Source organism: Sphingobium sp. B12D2B (assembly GCF_025961775.1).
Taxonomy (GTDB): Bacteria; Pseudomonadota; Alphaproteobacteria; order Sphingomonadales; family Sphingomonadaceae; genus Sphingobium.
In genome coordinates this window covers 3101952-3121374 of sequence record NZ_JAOQOH010000001.1, presented here as the reverse complement: position 1 = coordinate 3121374, position 19423 = coordinate 3101952, and the positions used below count along the sequence as shown (strand labels likewise).

Genomic DNA, 19423 nt, shown 5'->3' with positions numbered 1-19423 from the left:
GCCCTTCGAGCGCCTATCTGGCGGGGATGACCGATACGCTCCAGCCGCCCCGCGCGGCGCAACGCCCCCACCGCTCCGTCCACCACAATCGCACGCTGGACGACCCCTGGGCCTGGCTGCGCGATCCCGGTTATCCCGAGGTGACGGATCGCGACGTGCTCGACTATCTGACGGCCGAGAACACTTACTTCCAGGCGCATATGGCTGCGCGCAAGAGCCAGGTCGATGCGCTGTTCGCGGAGATGAAGGGCCGCATCAAGGAGGAGGACGGCTCCGTTCCGCAGAAGGATGGCGCCTATGTTTATTGGAGTACCTTCGAGGCGGGCGAGCAATATCGCCGCCACTGGCGCCGCAAGGTCGGCGCGGCGGAAGACGGATCGGCGGACGAACTGATCGTCGATGAGCCGGCGCTGGCGGAGGGGAAGGATTATTTCCGCCTCGGCAGCGTCGCGATTTCCAATGATGACCGCCTGCTGGCCTATGCGATCGATGACAACGGGTCGGAGCGCTACACGGTGCGCATCCGCAATCTGGAAACCGGCGAGATGCTGCCCGACGTCATGCCGGACGTGCTCTCGGCGCTGGTCTGGACCCGCGATGATCGCGCGCTCGTCTATGCCCCGGCCAACGCCCAGTGGCGCACGGATCGCGCGATGCTCCACCGGCTGGGCAGCGATGTGGCGCAGGATGTCATGCTGTACCATGAGGCGGACGAAGGGTTCCGCGTCTCTGTGGGCCTCACCTGCGCGGAAAATTGGATCGTCATCGCCACCGGCGATCATGTGACGAGCGAGGTGCGGCTGGTGCCGGCCGGCGACCCGACCGCCGCGCCGATCCTCGTTTCCGCCCGCGTGCCCGAACGCGAATATGATGTGGATGAGCATGAGGGCTGGCTCTACATCCGCGCCAACGACACCCATCCCAATTTCCGCTTGGCCCGCGCGCGCATCGAGACGCCGGACCAGTGGGAAGAGGTGCTGCCGGCCTCCGACGCATTTTACCTGACCGATTTCAGCCTGTTCAAGCGCTTCTATGTCACCGAAGGGCGCGAGAACGGCCTCGATCAGGTCGAGATCCGCGATTACGCAACCAACACGCCCAAGCGCCTCGATTTTCCCGAGGCGAGCTATGTCGCTGGGCTGGATGACAATCCCGAATATGATGTCGATACGCTGCGGCTGAGCTATGAATCGATGGTCACGCCCGAGACGATCTTCGACTATCGGCTGGCCGACGGACATCGCGAAACCCTCAAGGTGCGGGAGATTCCGTCTGGCTTCGATCCGGGGCTGTATGCCACGCAGCGCCTCACGGTCACCGCACGGGACGGCACGCCGATCCCCGTCTCCGTGCTGCACCGGCGCGACCATCCGCTCGATGGCTCCCGGCCGCTCTACCTTTATGGCTATGGCGCTTATGGCATTGCCATCGAGCCGGGCTTCGGCACCACGCGGCTCAGCCTCGTCGACCGCGGCTTCGCCTTTGCCATCGCGCATATTCGTGGCGGCGATGACCTTGGCCAGCAATGGTACAAGGACGGCAAGCTGGAGAAGCGGACTAACACGTTCAACGATTTCGTCGATGTGGCGAAGGGGCTGATCGCCCTTGGCTACACCTCGGCGGGCAAGATCGCCACGTCGGGCGGCTCGGCTGGTGGCGAACTCATGGGTGCCATCGTTAATTCCGACCCCGATCTGTGGGGCGCGGTGGTTGCGCATGTGCCGTTCGTCGATGTGCTCAACACGATGCTGGATGAGACACTGCCGCTGACGCCGGGCGAGTGGCCGGAATGGGGTAACCCCATCGAGGATGCCGCCGCCTACGACCTGATCGCCAGCTATTCGCCCTACGACAATGTGAAGGCGCAGGCCTATCCGCCGATACTGGTAACGGCCGGCCTCAACGATCCGCGCGTGACCTATTGGGAGCCGGCAAAATGGGTCGCGAAACTGCGCGAGCTCAAGACCGACGACAATGTGCTGCTGCTCAAGACCAATATGGAAGCCGGCCATGGCGGCAAGTCCGGCCGCTGGGAATCGCTGCGGGAAACGGCGGAGGAATTCGCCTTCATTCTCTGGCAGCTTGGCATGGAAGAAGCCGGGCAGGGCGCCGGCGATCATGGGGGCGGCCATGGGTAAGGCATTCGAGCAGCAGTTTATGGCCGGCCCCGATGACATCGACATCATGGGCCATGTGAACAATGCCGTCTGGGTGCGATGGATGGAACAGCTTGCCACTGCCCATTGGGAATCGCTAGCCCCGCCCGACGCGCAGGCCCGCTATGTGTGGGTCGTGACGCGGCACGAGATCGATTATCGCGGTAATGTGACCGAAGGCGAGACGGTCCTCGCGCGGACCTGGATCGAGGAGCCGCCGCGCGGCGCCCGGTTCGATCGGATGATCGCCTTCACCGGAGCCGATGGCACGCCCAAGGTGAATGCACGGACGACCTGGGCGATGATCGACAAGGAGACGGGCCGGCTGGCGCGGGTGCCCGCCGATCTCGCGACAATCTTTCTGGCTTAACGAAGCACTGCGCGGTCAGGGCTGCGGACTTGCTTCAGTCTCGGTGGGCAACGGGGCGGGCGCCACGATGGGCGCGGCGCGCGGCTCCAGAATGGCGGCGGCTTCGATGACATCGAGCGCGCGCCGGGCTTCCTTGTAGCGGCGGGCTTGCTCCAGCCACAGCTCGGCCTCCGGCTGGGCCGGGAGCGCCGCGATTTCATCGATGGCGGCTTCCATCTGTCCGGATTCGGTGAACATCCGCGCGCGCGTGATGCGCTCGTCCAGCTCGGGGGAGGGATCGCCGGCGTGGCGGATCACGGCCAGACCCCGCAACTCCCGCATCGCCGCCGACCACCAGCCCTGATTCGGGTCGCCGCGCTGGGCGGTGCTGCGGACCTGCTCCAGGCCCTGGCGCAATGTGGTGAGCGTCACCGGCTGCGCTGCGGCATTCACGATGGTGGCGACGGCCTTGGGCTGCGCATCGCCGAACAGTAGCCGGAGCTGGCCCTCGATATAGCCGAGCGGCTGGCCGGCATCGAGCGCGCGCCGGGCAGCAAAGGCGATCATCATTGCCTCGGCCCGGTTGGCATGGCCAGAGGCCGCAATCGCAGCAAGCGAGATGCGGTTGAGGCGCTGCTCAAGCGTCAGCACGCGATCTTCGGGGCGTTCGGTGACGTCGGAGAGGCCGCGCGACCGCGCAGCGTCCGGCGCCTGCCCGTTCGCCCCGCTTTCGGCGCCGTTCTGGGCCGCATTCATATCGTCTGTGAGTGCCGCCGGATCGCCGCCGGGGCCGAAGGACAGCCGATCCCAGTTGGTCATGATCCAGGCCATCGCACCGAGGCCGAGCAGGAAGGCGATCAGCGAGCAGGCGACGATCAGCCGCAATCGGCTCCGGCGCGGCGGTTGCGCTCGGTCCGTCATCTCACCGACACCGTTTTCCGGTGCGTTGCCGTCCATCTGTTCTGCCCGATCCCTCAAGAGGCGCCTATACATAGCGAGGTTGCGAGGCGCAGCAAGGCGCTATCGTTCGGCTCCTGCGCGACGCTCACCCGGCGCCAGCCCGATCCGGTGGCGTCTGCCGCGGCCTGGCTGATCGCGATGAGGAAATGGTTGCGGCAGGCAGGCGGCATCAGCGCGTTGAGGCGGCGCCCGGCAGCGGGCGAATGCACGGCGATGACGGAGGGGGGCATGGTCACCAGCATCTTGGTGTAGCGCCGCATGTCCCGCGCCTCGGTGCGGTAGCAGATATGGCGCGTGATGCTGAGATCGAGCGGGTCGAAGGGGCGCGTTTCTTCCCCGCAGATATGGAGGATGCGCCGGTGGCCGGCCGCGACGATCACGGGGACGGTGGACGCCGCATCGCCGCCGCCGATGATGACATTGGGGTGGCCAGCCTCGCGCACGGCGTCCGCGCTGGCCTCGCCCACGACATAGACCGGCAGGTCCGGGAAGCAGGCCAGCGCCTCACCGCCGTAGCGCGCGCCATTGGCGCTGGTGATGAGCAGGGCGTCGAACGGGCCTTGCTGCATAGGTTCATCGTCAACCGGCACCACCTCGAAGAGCGGCAACTGCACCACCTCTAGGCCGAGTGCGGTTGCCTTGGCGGCGGACGCATCATTGCCCGGCTGTGGGCGCAGGATGAGATAGGGGCGGTTCACGGCGTGAACAGGCTCCGCAGGGCTGGGGAGGCGCCCTCGAGCAATTGCGCGGCCAGCGCGGCGGCCCCGGCCGTGTCGCCGGTGGGCAACATGATCTCGCCGGAGACCTGCTCGCTGCCGTCCTCCAGCAGGATCTGCCCGCGCAGATGCACGCCGGCGCCGGCCAGCTGCGCCAGCGCGCCGATCGGGGAATGGCAACTGCCGCCCAGTGCGAGCAGCAGCGCGCGTTCGGCCAGCACGCAGGTTTGCGTCGGCGCATCGCTGATCGCGGCGAGCAGGCGGCGCATGCGCTCGTCATCGGTGCGGCATTCGATGCCGACCGCGCCCTGCGCGACGGCGGGCAGCATCACCTCGGCGGGGACGGTGGCACCGACATCTTCCATGCCCAGCCGGTTGAGGCCCGCCGCCGCGAGCAGCGTCGCATCGATCTCGCCGGCCTCCACGCTGGCGAGGCGCCGCGCGACATTGCCGCGCAGCAGCGTCGTGCGCAGGTCTGGCCGGAGCGCCCGCAGCTGGGCGGCGCGGCGGGGCGAGGCGGTGCCGATGAGGGCGCCCTGCGGCAGGGCATCGATGCTCGGCGCGCCGATCAGCCGGTCCTCCACCGCAGCGCGCGGCAGCATCGCGGCGATGTGGATGCTCTCCGGCCGGATCGTTTCCACATCCTTCATCGAATGCACCGCGCAATCGATCTCGCCCGCCAGAAGCGCGCGATCCAGCTCCTTGGTCCACAGCGCCTTGCCGCCCAGTTCGGCCAGGGCGCGATCCTGAATGCGGTCACCACTGGTGGTGACGATAACGATCTCCAGCGACTCGCGCGGCAGACCGTGGGCGAGCGCAAGCGCGGCCAGCGTCATGTCGGCCTGGGCCAGCGCAAGGGGGGAGCCGCGTGTACCGAGGCGCAACGGGGCGGTGGGCGAAGGAAACTGCTCGGGCATGATGGCGAATGCCGATAGACCCTGCGCGCGCACGTCTCTAGAGGAAAGTGCCATGCCCATCATCCTCGGTCTGGAATCAAGCTGCGACGAAACGGCGGCTGCGCTGGTCGCCAGCGATCGCACGATCCTTGCCCACCGTCTGGCGGGGCAGGAAGCCGCGCATGGCCCCTATGGCGGCGTGGTGCCGGAAATCGCGGCGCGCGCGCATGTCGAGGCGCTGATTCCGCTGGTCAAAGCGGCGCTGGCGGACGCCAAGCTCAGCCTCGCCGATGTCGATGCCATTGCCGCGACCGCAGGGCCGGGGCTGATCGGCGGGGTGATGGTCGGCCTCGTCACCGGCAAGGCGCTGGCCCATGCGGCCGGCAAGCCGCTGATCGCGGTCAACCATCTGGAGGGCCACGCGCTCTCGCCGCGTCTGGCCGATCCTTCGCTGGAATTCCCCTATCTGCTGCTGCTGGTCTCTGGCGGGCACTGCCAGTTGCTCGAAGTGCGCGGGGTTGGCGATTATCGCCGGCTTGCCACAACCATCGACGATGCGGCGGGCGAGGCCTTCGACAAGACCGCCAAGCTGCTCGGCCTCGGCATTCCCGGCGGTCCGAAGGTGGAGGCGCTGGCGGCGCAGGGCGATCCGCGCACAGTGCCGCTGCCGCGTCCGCTGGTGGGCAGCGGCGAGCCGCATTTCTCCTTCGCCGGCCTCAAGAGCGCCGTGATGCGCGCGGTCGAGAGCGGGCAGTGGGTGGATGCCGACATCGCGGCGAGTTTCCAGCAGGCCGTGATCGATTGTCTGGTCGACCGCACCAAGCGCGCTCTGAATGCCATGACGGGCCGGCCGACGGCGCTGGTCGTCGCTGGCGGTGTGGCCGCCAATGCGGGCGTGCGCGGCGCACTGGAGGGGCTAGCCGCTCAGCACGAGTTGCGATTCGTCGCCCCGCCGCTCTGGCTGTGCACGGACAATGCCGCGATGATCGGCTGGGCGGGGGCGGAGCGGTTCGCGCTCGGCCTGGTGGACGATCTCGCCGTGGCGGCGCGCCCGCGCTGGCCGTTGGACCCGGGCGCCGAGACGGTGCGCGGCGCGGGGGTGAAGGCATGAACGCCGCCGGGCCAATCGGTGTGCTCGGCGGTGGTGCCTGGGGCACGGCGCTGGCGCAGGTGCTGGCGGAAGGCGGCAGCGATGTGCTGCTCTGGGCACGCAATGGCGCGGTGGTGGAGGCGATCAACACGCGCCGCCAGAATGAGACCTATCTACCCGGCCAACCCCTCTCGCCACGCATTCGGGCGACACAGGCGCCGGGCGATCTCGCCGGCGCCGGGGCGTTGCTGGTGGTGACGCCGTCCCAATCGATGCGCGCTGTCCTGTCCCAGTTCGCGCCGCAGGGTCAGTCGCTGATCCTCTGCTCGAAAGGCATCGAGGCCGGGTCGCACCTGCTGATGCACGAAGTCGCGCGCGAGGTGATGCCCGGCTCGCCGGTGGCGGTGCTCTCCGGCCCGACCTTCGCGCATGAGGTCGCCGCTGGTCTGCCGACGGCGGTGACGCTCGCTGCCGAAGAGGAAGCGCTGGCCCGGCTGCTGGCCGATGTGATCGCGCGACCGACCTTCCGGCCCTATGTCTCCGACGATGTGGTGGGCGCCGAAATTGGCGGCGCGGTCAAGAACGTCCTCGCCATTGCCTGCGGCGTGGTCGAGGGCGCGGGACTGGGGCAGAATGCCCGTGCGGCCCTGATTGCGCGCGGTTTCGCGGAAATGACCCGCTTCGGCCTCGCGCGGGGCGGGCGGCCGGAGACGATGGCCGGCCTGTCGGGTCTCGGCGATCTGGTGCTGACCTGTTCCTCGACCCGGTCCCGCAATTATGCGCTGGGCTATGGGCTGGGGCAGGGGCAATCCCCCGATGCGCTGCTGGCCCATCGCCATACGGTGGCGGAAGGCGCCTCGACGGCACCGGTGCTGCACGAAGCGGCGCGCGCACAGGGCATCGACATGCCCGTGACCGAAGCCGTCTGTGCGCTTCTTTCCGGCGCGTCGCGCGTTGACGATGTGATCGCCGCGCTGCTGGCTCGGCCGTTACGCGCCGAATGAGGGACCAAGAGACTTTGCGCACATCGATCGCAACGCCTATGGCTGGCTGGCGCGGCGCAACGGCCCGCGCCGGGGAGCGCCTTGCATGACCATAGCGCGTGGGGAGGCCGAGCAGGCCGAACGCGATGACATCTCGGCGCTGGCGCGGGGCGGCAGGGCCAATGTGCTGGGCTTCGTTCTGCGGCTGGCGGCGCGCATTCCCTTCCTGTTCATTGCGGGGCGGCTTTATGGCGCGGCGACGCTCGGCCGCTTCGCTTATGCCGTGCTGGTCATCGAATTTGCCGCGCAACTGGCCACCATGGGGCTCAAGCGCGGGCTGGCCGAGCAATTGGCGAAGGACAGCCGCCCGCAGGCCCATGTCGTTGCCGATGCCATGTGGCTGTGCATCCTCGTCAGCGCTGTGGCAGCGGGCCTGCTCATCGTCTTTCCTGAGGCGATGTTCCCCAATAGCGGCCTCAACGGGCTGGACCGGCTGCTGCCGCTGATCGTCATCGCCATTGCGACGACCGAGGTGGCGCTGGCAGCCTGTGCCTATCAATACAACATCGCCGCGACGGTGCGCGCGCGCGCGATTGTCGAGCCGTGGACGATCAGCATCGCGGCGCTGGCGCTCTATTTCTATTCGCCGCGCGACGGGCTGATCCTGGCTTATGTCGCCTCGATGGCGGCCGCGATGCTGGCGGCATTCTGGCCGCTGATGCGCCATTATGGCCTGCCGCGCGGCTGGCGACCGCATCCCGGGCGGATCTGGCATCTGGCCATGCGCAATCTGCCTCTGGCCGGTGCGGACGCCATCGAATGGGGTACGCGGCGTCTCGATCTCGCGATTCTGGGCCTGTTCGCGTCCCCGGCGATCGTCGGCATCTATTATGTCGCGCAGCAGGTCGCCTCCCTGCCGCAGAAGCTGAAGACCAGCTTCGAGCCGATTCTTGGCCCGGTGATCACCCGCAACATCGCGCTCGGCAATCATGAGGCGATTGGGCGCCAGGTGAGCCAGGTCGGCTTCTGGATCGTCGCGGCGCAGCTTGGGGTCGCCGTGGCGCTGGCGATGCCGGGCGAGGCGGTGATGGGACTGGTCGGGCCGACCTTCGTGATCGGTGCCGCCGCGCTTGGCGGCCTGCTGGCGGCGGAAGTGCTCGCGAGCCCGGCGGTGGTGAGCGAGGCGGCGCTGGTGTACCTCGCCCGCCTGCGCAACCTCTACCTCTCGCTCGCCACCGTGGGCCTGCAGGCGATGCTGACGGTGGGCCTGCTCATCGTGGCGCGCCGTTATGAGTTGGCGGATGGTTATGTCGCCGCAATGCCGGCGCTGGCGCTGGCGATTGCGCTCGGCTGCGGCGCCATCGCCAAATCCCGGTTGCTCAGCGGTCTGCTGGGGATGCGCCTGCCGATCTGGCGGTCGAGCCTTGTGCTCTGCGGTGTCGTGGCCGGGCTTGTCGGCTTTGGCTTCACGCTGCTCCCGCGCCGGCTCGAATGGATCGAGCTGGTGATCGGCCTGCCGCTCACGCTGGCTGTCTATTGCGTGCTGATGTGGAAGGTCGCGTTCGGCGAGGCTGACCGCACGCTGTTCCGCAAGCAGAAGCTCGGCGCCAGCGGGAGCGATACGCCCGCCTGACCAGCCCCAAGAAAAAGGCCGGCGCCCATCGGGAGGACACCGGCCTGTTCGATAATCTGCCGAAAGCCTATTTCTTCGGTTCGGGCGCCACGGTCACGCGGACCTCTTCGCCATTCTGCCCCGGGAAGCCCGTGAACAGCGCGTCGATGAGGTTCGGCACCAGATAGGTCAGCTTGTTGCTGAGCGACTGGGCGCGGGCGGTGCCCTCGAACAGTGGCTCGCCGCCGACCCGGTTGATCCGCATGTGCAGATCGCTCTGGTAGACCATGTAGCTCTCGATATCCGTATAGCCCGGTCCCCACATGAAGGGATCGTTCCAGCCCATCACATAGCGGCCGCGCCAGCCACGGTAGTAGCCTGGATAATAGAAGGGATCGTAGAAGGGCGAGCGGGCAAAGCCGGTCGAGCGGACACGCTGCGTACCGCGATCCACCCCATAATCCAGCTCGACGACGAGCTGCGCGCTCGCCGGGTCCGCCGCGCGGGTATAGCCCTGATCGACCAGACGCTGCGCGACCAGATCCGCATAATGCTGGAATTCGAGGCTGCCGGCCAAATCCTGTTCGCCGGGCATGATGGTGAAGCTCTGGCCCTGCGCGGGCGGAAGCTGCTGGAAGCGGGCCACATCCGCCTTGAAGGGCGAGGCGCAGCCTGCGAGGCCAAGCGCAAGGAGCGAGGCCGCTGCAGTGACGAGGAGACGCTTGCTGTTCATAAGACGGTTCCGTTTCTCGGGCGAGTACACCCTCTAGGACGTAGTGTACGCCTTGATACCTTAGGTCAAATGAACTGGCGTTGAATGCGGTTCCTGCAATCGGCGTGCCGTGTGTCGAAACGGCGCAGCGGCCTTCCGCTCAGCGCATCAATCCCATCGCCTCATAGGCGCCGCGCAGGGTGGGCTCGGCTGCCTTTGCGGCCGCCGCCGCACCCTTCTCCAATATGGCATCGAGCGCGGCATGATCTTCCTGCAGCGCAATGAACCGCTCCCGGATCGGCGCGAGGTGCGTCACCAGAAGATCGGCCAGCGCAGGCTTGAAGGCGCCAAAGCCCTGCCCGGCGAACTGCGCGCACACCGCATCGGGCGTGGTGCCCGAAAGGGTGGCGTAGATGCCGACCAGATTGAGCGCCTCGGCCCGCCCGGCCAGACCGGCCGCCTCGGCGGGCAGCGGCTCGGCATCCGTCTTGGCCTTGCGCACCTTCTGCACGATGGTGTCGCTGTCGTCTGTCAGGTTGATCCGGCTCATGTCGCTGGGGTCGGACTTGGACATCTTCGCCGTGCCATCGCGCAGGCTCATGATCCGCGCCGTCTCCTTGGGAATGATCGGATCGGGCAGGGTGAACAGCTCCACGCCGAAATCGGTGTTGAACTTGACCGCAATGTCGCGGGTCAGCTCCAGATGCTGCTTCTGGTCCTCGCCTACGGGCACGTGGGTGGCCTGATACAGCAGCACGTCGGCGGCCTGCAGAACCGGGTAGACGAACAGGCCGACGCTGGCGCCCTCGCGATTCTTGCCCGCCTTGTCCTTGAACTGGGTCATGCGGTTCAGCCAGCCAATCCGCGCCGTGCCGTTCAGCAACCAGCACAGCTCGGCATGAGCCGGCACCCGCGCCTGATTGAACAGCACCGAGCGATCCGGGTCGATGCCGCACGCGACGAGCGCAGCCGCCATGTCCCGCACATTGGCCAGCCTTTGCTCGCGCGTCTCGTGAACGGTGATCGAGTGCATGTCCGCCAAGAAGAAGAAGCAGTGCGAGTCCGAATCCATCTCATCCTGCATCCGCACCCAGTTGCGGATCGCGCCCAGATAATTGCCCAGATGGAGATTACCGGTCGGCTGGATGCCGGAGAGCACGCGCATGAGGAAAGTCCTGCTTTATAAGAAGAGCCCCGCTCTGTCGTCCGTGACGCGTGGCGTCAAGCCGGGCGAACAATCGGGAGGGGGCGCGTCAGCGCGGTCTGCGCCGCAACTGCGCCTTCAGTTCGGCAATGCGATAGGCGCCAAAGCCGATGGCGGCGATGGCGTAGACCAGCCCGCCGCCACCGCAGAGCAGGCCGAGCGCGATGAGGCGGCGCCAGAAGCCGGCGGCCATATGCGCGTCGAGAAGCTGGTTGCCCGCCCAGAGCGCGGCGCCCATCAGCGCGCCCGCTGCGACGATGCGCAGCGCCTTGGCGCGGAAGCGCGCGTCGAGCGTGAGATGCTCCTTGCGGCTGAGCGTCCAGTAGAGCAGCGCGACGTTCACCCAGGCCGAGAGGGCCGTGGAAGCGGCAATGCCGGCGGCACCGAACCGCCAGATCAGCGTGAGATTGCCGACCAGATTGACCAGCATGGCAATGAAGGCGATGCGCACGGGCGTTTTCGTGTCGGCGCGGGCGTAGAAGCCGGGGGTCAACACCTTGATGAGCACATAGGCGGGGACGCCCGGTGCGAAGGCGGCGAGCACGGCGGCCGCGCCGAGCGTGTCTTCCGCCGTGAAGGCGCCATGCTGAAAGACGCCGCGGATGATCGGCACGGCCGAGACGAACAGGGCGATCGCGGCGGGCAAGGCGAGGAACAGCGCCAGCTCCAGCGCGCGGTTCTGCGTCTCATTGGCCGCGCGGGTGTCGCCGGCGCCGATCTGGCGCGAGATGAGCGGCAGCATCGCGGTGCCGACGCCGATGCCGATCAGGCCGAGCGGAAGCTGGTTCAGGCGGTCGGCATAATAGATCCAGCTCACCGAGCCCTGCGGCAGGAAACGCGCTGCAAGCGAGGTGGAAATGAGCAGGTTGATCTGGATGGCGCCCTGGCCGATGGCGGCGGGCGCGATCAGCAGCAGCATCGCCTTGACCTGTGGCGAGAGGCGCGGGGCCGACAGCTTCAGGGCCACGCCGATCCGGCGGCAGGACCAGATCAGCCAGAGCAATTGCATCGCGCCGGAAACGGTGACGGCAATCGCCTGGGTGACGGCCGTCTCGATCTCCGTGTCGCCCCGGAAGAACAGCAGCGCGCCGATCATGCACAGGTTGAGCAGGGTGGGCGCAGCGGCGTTGACCCAGAAGCGGTTGAAGCTGTTGAGGATGCCGCCGAGCAGCGAGGTGAGCGAGATCAGCCCGAGATAGGGGAAGGTAATGATGGTGAGATGGCGCGCGAGCGCGAACTTCTCAGGACCACCATCCGGGAAGCCGCCGGTCATCGCCCACACGACCGGTCCGGCGGCGAGCATCATGACGATGGTGAGCGCGACGAGGATGGGAAAGAGGACCGAGAGCACCTGACCGGCAAAGCGAATCGCCGCCGCGCGTCCGGCCTCCGGATTATCGGCGCCCTCCTTGCCCATGATACGGTTGAACATCGGCACGAAGGCGGCGGAGAAAGCGCCCTCGGCGAACAGCGCGCGGAACAGGTTGGGCAGGCGCCAGGCGATCAGAAACGCGTCCGACGCGAAACCGGCGCCGACATAGCGCGCCATCAGCATGTCCCGCACCATGCCGAGGACGCGGCTGACGAGGGTGAGGGCGCCGATGGTGCCGGTGGAGCGCAGCAGGCTCATGGCTGTTCCGTCAGTATCGACGTCGACAATATTCGGGCCGGCAGAACCGGCACCGCCCGGCAGCGCTGGGGAGCGGCCGGGCGGCGAAGGGTTGCAGTCAGGCGAGGAAAGGCAAGGCGCATGGGCATGACCCTTCCTCTATGCCGGACTGGCGGATGATCAGGCGTGGCCGGCGGGCTCGCCCTGCGCAGCGGCCTCGATCTGGGCCTGCTGCTGGACGTAAAGGGCGCCGAAATCGATGGGATCGAGCATGAGCGGCGGGAAACCGCCATCCTGCACCGCATCGGCCAGCACGCGGCGGGCGAAGGGGAAGAGCAGGCGCGGCGCCTCGGCATAGAGAAACGGGCGCATCTGGTCCTCGGGCACGTTGCGGATGCCGAAGAGACCGGCGAACACCAGTTCGACCGCAAAGGCGGTGCCCTGCTCGGCCACGGCCTTGGCGCTCACCTTCAGCGCGACTTCGTACACGTCATCGGCAATCTGGTTGTTGCTGATGTTGAAGTTGATGTCGATCTGCGGCTGCTCCTGCCACTGGTAGACGGCCGGCGCGTTCGGGTTCTCGAACGAGAGATCCTTCACATATTGCGCGATCAACCCGATCTGGGGCTGGGTGTCGGCGCCATTGGCGACGGTGTCGGTCGTGTCGGTCATGCGTGAATCCTGTTCCTCGATGGGCGCTGCCATGCCGCCGGCGCAGGACCGCCGCGACCTAGAAGCTGGAAAGTCGCCGGACACCGAGCATGCCGGGCGAAACCGCGCTCCTTGTCCATGGGCGCGCCGCTTAGCAGGCACGCAAGGCGGGGGCAATGGGGGTGGCGCTTCCCGGGTGCGCGGAACGCTCGCGTGGCCGACGAAAATCGGGGTGAGGAGGCCGGGCGGCTGCGTTGGGGGCTTTTTTACCGAATGTCGGTATCGTTCCGGCGATCTGGCGCGTTGTCCGTTTGAAGTTTCGCGCGAACGTGCCTATGTCTTGCGGGTTATGTTTTGAAGGAAGGGTGTTGACCTCGTGACCGTCATCGTCGTGCTGGCCATGATCTTCGCACTGCTGGCGTTGCGGCTTTACTCTGTGCTCGGCAAGCGCACGGGTCATGAGCAGCGGCAGCTTCCCACGCCGGCCGACGATCGTCCGGCCGCGCCCATGCCGTCCTCCGGGCAGGTCGACAATCGCACGCCCGCGCAGCGCGCGGCCGACAATGCGGTGGCAGTGCCGGCCCAGCCCGGCCTGCGCGCGATCATCGCGACCGACCGCAACTTCGATGTCGCGCAGTTTCTGGGCGGCGCGAAGGCGGCCTATGGCATGATCCTCGAAGCCTATTGGAAGGGCGACCGCGAGACGCTGCGCACCTATTGCGCGGACGATGTGTATGACGCGTTCAGCGCCGCCATCGACCAGCGCGAGGCCGATGGGCTGACCATGGACAACAAGCTCGTCCGCATCGAGGACGCGCGGATCGACGCTGCGCGCGTCGAAAGCGGCACCGCGTTCATCGCGATCCACTTCGAAGCCGATCTGTCCGCTGTCACGCGCGACCGGGACGGCAATGTTGTGGCCGGATCGCTGGACGATGCCATCTCCACGGCGGAAACCTGGACGTTCAGCCGCAATCTCTCCAGCCGCGATCCCAATTGGGAACTGGTGGAGACGGACGAAGGCTGAGCGGCGCGCAGGCGGATCGCCGTGCCGGCTCGCTTTCAGACCCGTTTCAAGCAGCTTTCCGCTCTGGCAAGCGCGCTGGCTCTGGCGGCGTGCGGCAGCATGATCCCGCCGGGTGGGCCTGGTCAGCGACCCGTCCCCTCCCGGCCTTCTTCGCCCGCCACGCCGCCGCAACCGGCAACACCTCGTCCGCCGCTTACCCCGGCCCCTGCGCCTACCCCTGCGCCCGATCAGGCTGAACTGGCGCCCGCCGTGGCCGCCGGCCTGACGCCGGGGCCAGCGATCGACACGGTCCTGCCGGCTGCATCCGAGCGGATGGGGCAAGCCTTGCGAGCCTTCCGCCTCTCCTGCCCCTCGCTGCTGCGTAGGCGCGACCAGAGCGGCCTCACCGGCAATGCCGACTGGCAGACGGCCTGCGCGGCCGCAGCAAGCTGGAGCGAGGCAAACGCGCGGGAATTCTTCCGGCGCTATTTCGAAACCGTGCAGGTCGGTGACGGCAAGGCATTCGCGACCGGCTATTATGAGCCGGAAATCGCCGGCTGCCGCACGCGCGCCGCGGGCTGTGAGACGCCGATCTATCGCAAGCCGGACGATCTGATCGAGGTCGATCTCGGCCTGTTCAGCGAGAGCCTCAAGGGTCGGCGCATCAGGGGTAAGGTGCAGGGCTCCAGCTTTGTGCCTTATGATGACCGGGCGGCAATCACCGCAGGCGTGCTGGACGGGCGTGGTCTGGAACTGGCCTATGCCGTCGATCCGGTCGAGCTCTTCTTCCTCGAGGTGCAGGGTAGCGGGCGGCTGCGCCTGCCCGATGGCGGGATCATGCGCATCGGCTATGCCGGGCAGAATGGGCGCGATTATACCGGCATCGGCAGGCTGATGCGGGACCGGGGGCTGATCCAGATCGGCTCGATGCAGGACATCATGAGCTGGCTGCGCGCCAATCCGGCGCAGGGCCAGTCGATCATGAACGAGAATAAAAGCTACGTCTTCTTTCAGGAATTGACCGGCCCGGGGCCGCTGGGTGCGCTGGGCGTGCCGGTGACGGCGGAAGTGAGCGTCGCGGCCGATCCGACCTTCGTGCCGCTGGGCGCGCCGGTGCTGCTGTCGCTCGATAGGGCCGAGCCCAACGGGCTCTGGATCGCACAGGATACCGGTGGGGCCATCAAGGGCAGCAACCGCTTCGATACCTTCTGGGGAGCCGGTGAGCGTGCCCGCGGCATCGCCGGCGGCATGTCGGCCCGGGGGAGCGCGCTGCTGCTGCTGCCGAGCGGCACCTATGCCCGCCTGACCGCTGGCCGCTGAGCGTGGCCCGGCGGGTTCTCACGCCCGATGAGCGCGCGCTCTGGGGCAAGCTGACCCGTACGGTGACACCCCTGCGGCGGGTCCGTCCGCTTCCACCGGTGGAGCCGGTCTCGGCAGCGGCTTTTGCTGCGGCGCTGGACGCCCCCAAGCCGGTGAAGGGCCGAATTCCACCGAGTCGTCCCGTGGCGCCGCCGCCATCCCCTCCGGCGCCCGTCGCCGTGCCCGTGCTGGACGGCAGCTGGGAGAAGCGCATTCGTTCCGGGCGGATTATTCCCGATCATGCCATCGATCTGCACGGCCTCAATCTGGCAGCAGCGCATATCCGGCTGGAGCGGGCCATCGGCGATGCCCTCGCGCAGGGCTGGCGGGTGCTGCTGGTGGTGACCGGCAAGCCGCGGCCCGCCCCCGCACCAGGAGAGACCCGGCGACGCGGCGCGATTCGCGCGGAAATCGGTGATTGGCTGGCGAGGAGTATACATGCCCACCGCATTGCCAGTGTGCGCCAGGCCCACCCGCGCCATGGCGGGGATGGCGCGCTCTACGTGATTTTGCGCCGCAGCAATTAGGCAGCGCCGCGTGGCCGGGGATAGCCATGCGCACGAGGGTGTCCGCACCGGCATGTCGCGCGCTGGCTCGCAGGAAACCGCCATTTGCATCTGTTCATATTCGCGCTCCGAAATGAGACAGAAATTTACCGCGTTTCTGCGAAATCCCATTGGACGGAGGGTTAAGAATCGATTAACAATTGCCCCTCTTATGTGGGAGTTGAACATGAACATGAACCTCTTTGCCAAGGCGTCTGCGATCGCCCTCGGCCTTGCCGCGGTTACCCCGGCGCAGGCCGTGACCTTCCTGTACTTCCCCGGCACGTCCGCACCGACGGCAGGCTACAATGTGATCAACCAGTTCGACACGACGGCTGGCATCACCGGCTCGAACTTCCAGATCAACACGCCGCCGTCCAACTCGACCGGCGCGCCGCCGGCCTATGCGACCTTCGGTTCGTCTTCCTATCTGTCGGTTCTCGCCAACGGTTCCGCGACGATCAACTTCGGCGCTGCCAGCGCGGTGGAGTTCGACTGGGGTTCGATCGACGCCTACAACACGCTGACCGTTCTGCTGGACGGTGGCTCCAGCTTCGTCATCACGCCGGGCGGCAACTTCACCAATGACGCCGACGGCAACCAGATCCTGGCGAACACCAATGGCCTGTTCCAGATCTTCGCTGAGGGTAACGAGAAGATCGTTGGCCTGACGCTGGAATCGAGCCGCAACTCGTTCGAGATCGACAATCTCGCGACCGTTCCGGTTCCGGAGCCCGCCACCTGGGCGATGATGATCGCCGGCCTCGGCCTGGTCGGTGGCGTGATGCGTCGCCGCGCTGGCGCCACGAGCGTCACCTTCGCCTGATTTTCAATCAGTCGACAGATTTGGGAAACGCCGTCGGTTGGGAGACCGGCGGCGTTTTCTTTTGGTTTTGGGATCGGCGGTTTAGCAGGTGAGGCGCAAGGTTGCCTGAGCGGTTCGCCCTAGAGCCGCCGGGTCAACCGAGCGTTGGGGCTGCGCTCAGGATCCGCTTGTAGATGCGCGTGAGGCTTTCGATGTCGGCCAGCGACACCGCCTCATCCAGCTTGTGCATCGTCGCATTCAGCAGACCGAACTCCACGACCGGGCAAAGCGCGGAGAGGAACCGGGCATCCGAGGTGCCGCCGCTGGTGGACAGTTCCGGTGTGAGGCCGGTCTCGGCGGCGATCGCCTCGCTGATCAGGCTGGAAAAAGGACCCGGCTGGGTGAGGAACGACTCGCCGCTGATCATGGCGCGCAGCGTGCCGCCTTCGGCCTCCACCAAGGTGCGGATTCGGGCAACGAGATCCTCGCCGCGATGCAGATCGTTGAAGCGGATCGAGATGCGGGCCGTGGCCTTTGCGGGAATGACATTGGTTGCCGGATTGCCGACATGCAGGTCGGTAATTTCGATATTGCTCGGCTGGAACCAGTCGGTGCCCTGATCCAGTTCGATCGCCTCGATCGCGGACAAAATCCGCACCAGCGGGGAAATCGGGTTCTTCGCCAGATGCGGATAGGCGACATGGCCCTGCACGCCCTCGACGCTGATCCACATGTTCACCGAGCCACGCCGGCCGATCTTGACCATGTCGCCGAGGCGCTGGACCGAGGTCGGCTCGCCGACGAGGCAGACATCGGGCCTCACGCCGCGCTCGGCCATATGGCGCATCAGCGCGCGGGTGCCGTGGACGGCGTCGCCCTCCTCATCGCCGGTGATGAGCAGGCTGATCGTGCCGGGCAGCGGGGCGCCCTCGGCGTCGGCACGCGCGATCGCCGCGACGAACACCGCGATGGAACTCTTCATGTCCACAGCGCCGCGCCCGTAGAGCAACTCGCCGCGCCGCTCGGGCTGGAAGGCGTCGCTTGTCCATCCTTCGCCCGGGGGCACCACGTCCAGATGGCCGGCAAAGGCGACATGCGGGCCATCGCCCGTCCGGCGGACCGCCAATAGATTTTCCACCGGCCCGTGCGGCGGCTCGCCATCGATGAAGCGCTCGACGGTGAAGCCGAGCGGGGTAAGCACCGCTTCCAGCACATCGAACACCGCGCCGGTCGCCGGTGTGACGGACGGGCAGGCAATCAGCGCTTCGGCAAGCGCGACAGGATCGGTGAGGGACGGGGCGTTGCACATGGCGCCTGCGTTAGCCAAGCTTGCGCGCCAAGGGAAGCGAGGTCCGCGCCCTGCGCTCCCTCTGGCGGTGATGGGCCCCCTGCGGTAGCGAGGAGGCGTGCAAGACAGGGGGAGCCGACATGCCGAAGATCGAGATCGAGCAGGTGGAGCAGAGCAACAGCACGGGCTATCCGCCGCCGTTCAACGAGCCTGTGGCCGGGCGCTGGCACCGGCGGCTGGGGCGCCATGCCGGCCTGACGCATCTCGGCGCCAGCCATGTCGTGCTGGAGCCGGGCGCCTGGTCCTCGCAGCGGCACTGGCATCTCGGCGAGGATGAGTTCCTGATCATGCTGTCCGGGCAGGCGGTGCTGATCGAGGACGAAGGCGAGACCATCCTGCACCCCGGCGATTGCGTGGCCTGGGCCGCGGGCGTCGCCAATGGCCACCATCTCGTCAATCGCAGCGATACGAATTGCACCTTCATCTGCCTGAGCGCGGGAGATCGCGATGCTGGCGGGCGCTATTCCGATATCGACATGATCTTCACGGCCGGCGGCTATCAGCATCGCGATGGCGCGCCTTATGGGACTGAGCGATTGCCTTGATATCGGGATGCGGACTGCGGCGCCCTCGGCTCCTGCCTTCCCAGGAGCTTTGGTTCTCAGGCACGCTTGCAGGCTCATGCATCAGTTTACTCCACAAGCCTCCCGTTCGTGTCGAGCGAAGTCGAGACACGTGAGTGCAGTGCGTAGTGTCTCGACTTCGCTCGACACGAACGGCAAGGTGGTGGGTCTTAAACCCCGCCCGCTGGCTCCAGCCGCGGAATGACCCAGCTTTCCCGCGCGGCATCGTCCAGCCATTCGCGCATCCACGGGTGGGCGAGGATTGTGTCCATATAGGCACGCGCTGCAGGCGGCACGGCGATGGAATAGGTGACGAAGCGCGAGACGACCGGCGCGAACATGATGTCCACGGCGCCGAAGGGGCCGAAGAGAAATTCGCCCTCTGCCCCGAACCGGGTGCGGGCCTGTTCCCACACGTCCACGATGCGGGCCACATTGGCGGCGACATCGGGGCCGACATCGCGCGGGGGGAGGATGTGACGGGTGTTCATGCCGCAGGTCTGGCGCAGCGGCTGGTAACCGGAATGCATTTCCGCCGCCATCGAGCGGGCAAGCGCCATCGCTCCCTTGTCGTGCGGCCAAAAGCGGGTCCCGCCGGAGAGCGCATCGAGATAGTCGATGATGGCAAGACTATCCCACACGGCGATGTCGCCATCCCACAGCGTCGGCACCTTGCCATTGGAGACTGCGAGATCGCTCTGCGCCTTGCGGGCTTCCCACGCCTCATCGTAGAGCGGGACCAGCACCGTCTCGAAGGGCAGGCCGGATTGCTTTGCCGCCAGCCAGCCGCGCAGCGACCAGCTCGAGTAGACTTTGTTGCCGATGATGAGCTTCAGCATCCGCACATCTCCCCTTGCTC

Annotated in this window: 19 protein-coding genes; 10 read left to right on the top strand and 9 right to left on the bottom strand. The window is 67.0% G+C overall.

Annotation, left to right across the window (positions count from 1 at the left end):
• Window positions 1-26: 26 nt before the first annotated feature.
• Both M2335_RS14760 and M2335_RS14755 read left to right on the top strand, forming a co-directional pair.
• The gene (locus M2335_RS14760; protein WP_264595155.1) at window positions 27-2138 is read left to right on the top strand and encodes a S9 family peptidase; all 2112 of its coding nucleotides are present in this window, start codon (window positions 27-29) and stop codon (window positions 2136-2138) included.
• A complete protein-coding gene (locus M2335_RS14755) occupies window positions 2131-2526 on the top strand; it encodes an acyl-CoA thioesterase (RefSeq protein ID WP_264595154.1) in 396 nt (131 codons plus the stop codon). The genes M2335_RS14760 and M2335_RS14755 overlap by 8 nt, the downstream gene beginning before the upstream one ends.
• A gap of 15 nt (window positions 2527-2541) precedes the next feature.
• Here M2335_RS14755 and M2335_RS14750 read toward each other — a convergent pair whose 3' ends face one another.
• From M2335_RS14750 to hemC, 3 genes are read right to left on the bottom strand one after another with little or no spacing between them, the layout of a single operon-like run.
• Window positions 2542-3462 (bottom strand): hypothetical protein, encoded by a 921-nt coding sequence (locus M2335_RS14750; RefSeq protein WP_264595153.1) that lies wholly within the window; start codon window positions 3460-3462, stop codon window positions 2542-2544.
• A gap of 17 nt (window positions 3463-3479) precedes the next feature.
• Window positions 3480-4163: a uroporphyrinogen-III synthase gene (locus tag M2335_RS14745; protein WP_264595152.1), complete on the bottom strand. Its 684-nt coding sequence runs from the start codon at window positions 4161-4163 to the stop codon at window positions 3480-3482.
• On the bottom strand, window positions 4160-5098 hold the full coding sequence (gene hemC / locus M2335_RS14740; protein WP_264595430.1) for a hydroxymethylbilane synthase: 939 nt from the start codon (window positions 5096-5098) through the stop codon (window positions 4160-4162). The genes M2335_RS14745 and hemC overlap by 4 nt, the downstream gene beginning before the upstream one ends.
• Window positions 5099-5150: 52 nt before the next feature.
• Between hemC and tsaD the strand changes: the two genes are divergently transcribed.
• The 3 genes from tsaD (at window position 5151) to M2335_RS14725 (ending at window position 8783) form a co-directional block, all read left to right on the top strand.
• A complete protein-coding gene (tsaD, locus tag M2335_RS14735) occupies window positions 5151-6188 on the top strand; it encodes a tRNA (adenosine(37)-N6)-threonylcarbamoyltransferase complex transferase subunit TsaD (RefSeq protein WP_264595151.1) in 1038 nt (345 codons plus the stop codon).
• Complete coding sequence (locus M2335_RS14730) at window positions 6185-7171, top strand: NAD(P)H-dependent glycerol-3-phosphate dehydrogenase (protein ID WP_264576600.1); 987 nt, start codon at window positions 6185-6187, stop codon at window positions 7169-7171. The genes tsaD and M2335_RS14730 overlap by 4 nt, the downstream gene beginning before the upstream one ends.
• 85 nt (window positions 7172-7256) lie before the next feature.
• On the top strand, window positions 7257-8783 hold the full coding sequence (locus M2335_RS14725; protein WP_264595150.1) for a lipopolysaccharide biosynthesis protein: 1527 nt from the start codon (window positions 7257-7259) through the stop codon (window positions 8781-8783).
• Between the two features lie 67 nt (window positions 8784-8850).
• Here M2335_RS14725 and M2335_RS14720 read toward each other — a convergent pair whose 3' ends face one another.
• From M2335_RS14720 to secB, 4 genes are all read right to left on the bottom strand, one after another.
• The gene (locus tag M2335_RS14720) at window positions 8851-9495 is read right to left on the bottom strand and encodes a DUF4136 domain-containing protein (RefSeq protein WP_181558658.1); all 645 of its coding nucleotides are present in this window, start codon (window positions 9493-9495) and stop codon (window positions 8851-8853) included.
• 139 nt (window positions 9496-9634) lie between these two features.
• A complete protein-coding gene (trpS, locus tag M2335_RS14715) occupies window positions 9635-10639 on the bottom strand; it encodes a tryptophan--tRNA ligase (RefSeq protein ID WP_264595149.1) in 1005 nt (334 codons plus the stop codon).
• Between the two features lie 88 nt (window positions 10640-10727).
• Window positions 10728-12308, bottom strand: a complete 1581-nt coding sequence (gene murJ / locus M2335_RS14710; protein ID WP_264595148.1) for a murein biosynthesis integral membrane protein MurJ — start codon at window positions 12306-12308, stop codon at window positions 10728-10730.
• Between the two features lie 159 nt (window positions 12309-12467).
• Window positions 12468-12959 (bottom strand): protein-export chaperone SecB, encoded by a 492-nt coding sequence (gene secB / locus M2335_RS14705; RefSeq protein WP_181558661.1) that lies wholly within the window; start codon window positions 12957-12959, stop codon window positions 12468-12470.
• A gap of 355 nt (window positions 12960-13314) precedes the next feature.
• Here secB and M2335_RS14700 point away from each other — a divergent pair, with 355 nt between their 5' ends.
• The 4 genes from M2335_RS14700 to M2335_RS14685 all read left to right on the top strand — a co-directional run bounded on the left by M2335_RS14700 (window position 13315) and on the right by M2335_RS14685 (window position 16674).
• Window positions 13315-13965 (top strand): Tim44/TimA family putative adaptor protein, encoded by a 651-nt coding sequence (locus M2335_RS14700; protein ID WP_264595147.1) that lies wholly within the window; start codon window positions 13315-13317, stop codon window positions 13963-13965.
• A 99-nt stretch (window positions 13966-14064) separates the two neighbouring features.
• A complete protein-coding gene (locus M2335_RS14695; RefSeq protein ID WP_264595429.1) occupies window positions 14065-15264 on the top strand; it encodes a murein transglycosylase A in 1200 nt (399 codons plus the stop codon).
• A gap of 2 nt (window positions 15265-15266) precedes the next feature.
• Window positions 15267-15830 carry a Smr/MutS family protein gene (locus M2335_RS14690; RefSeq protein ID WP_264595146.1) on the top strand — a complete coding sequence of 188 codons (564 nt, stop codon included), beginning with the start codon at window positions 15267-15269 and terminating at the stop codon, window positions 15828-15830.
• A gap of 205 nt (window positions 15831-16035) precedes the next feature.
• On the top strand, window positions 16036-16674 hold the full coding sequence (locus M2335_RS14685; protein ID WP_264571982.1) for a PEPxxWA-CTERM sorting domain-containing protein: 639 nt from the start codon (window positions 16036-16038) through the stop codon (window positions 16672-16674).
• A gap of 133 nt (window positions 16675-16807) precedes the next feature.
• On the opposite strand, the gene dapE is transcribed toward M2335_RS14685, so the two are convergent.
• Window positions 16808-17962 (bottom strand): succinyl-diaminopimelate desuccinylase, encoded by a 1155-nt coding sequence (gene dapE, locus M2335_RS14680; protein ID WP_264595428.1) that lies wholly within the window; start codon window positions 17960-17962, stop codon window positions 16808-16810.
• A 119-nt stretch (window positions 17963-18081) separates the two neighbouring features.
• Here dapE and M2335_RS14675 point away from each other — a divergent pair, with 119 nt between their 5' ends.
• Window positions 18082-18546 carry a cupin domain-containing protein gene (locus M2335_RS14675; protein ID WP_264586538.1) on the top strand — a complete coding sequence of 155 codons (465 nt, stop codon included), beginning with the start codon at window positions 18082-18084 and terminating at the stop codon, window positions 18544-18546.
• 188 nt (window positions 18547-18734) lie between these two features.
• Here M2335_RS14675 and M2335_RS14670 read toward each other — a convergent pair whose 3' ends face one another.
• Window positions 18735-19403, bottom strand: coding sequence for a glutathione S-transferase family protein (locus tag M2335_RS14670; RefSeq protein WP_264595145.1), 669 nt, complete (start codon window positions 19401-19403; stop codon window positions 18735-18737).
• Between the last annotated feature and the right edge of the window lie 20 nt (window positions 19404-19423).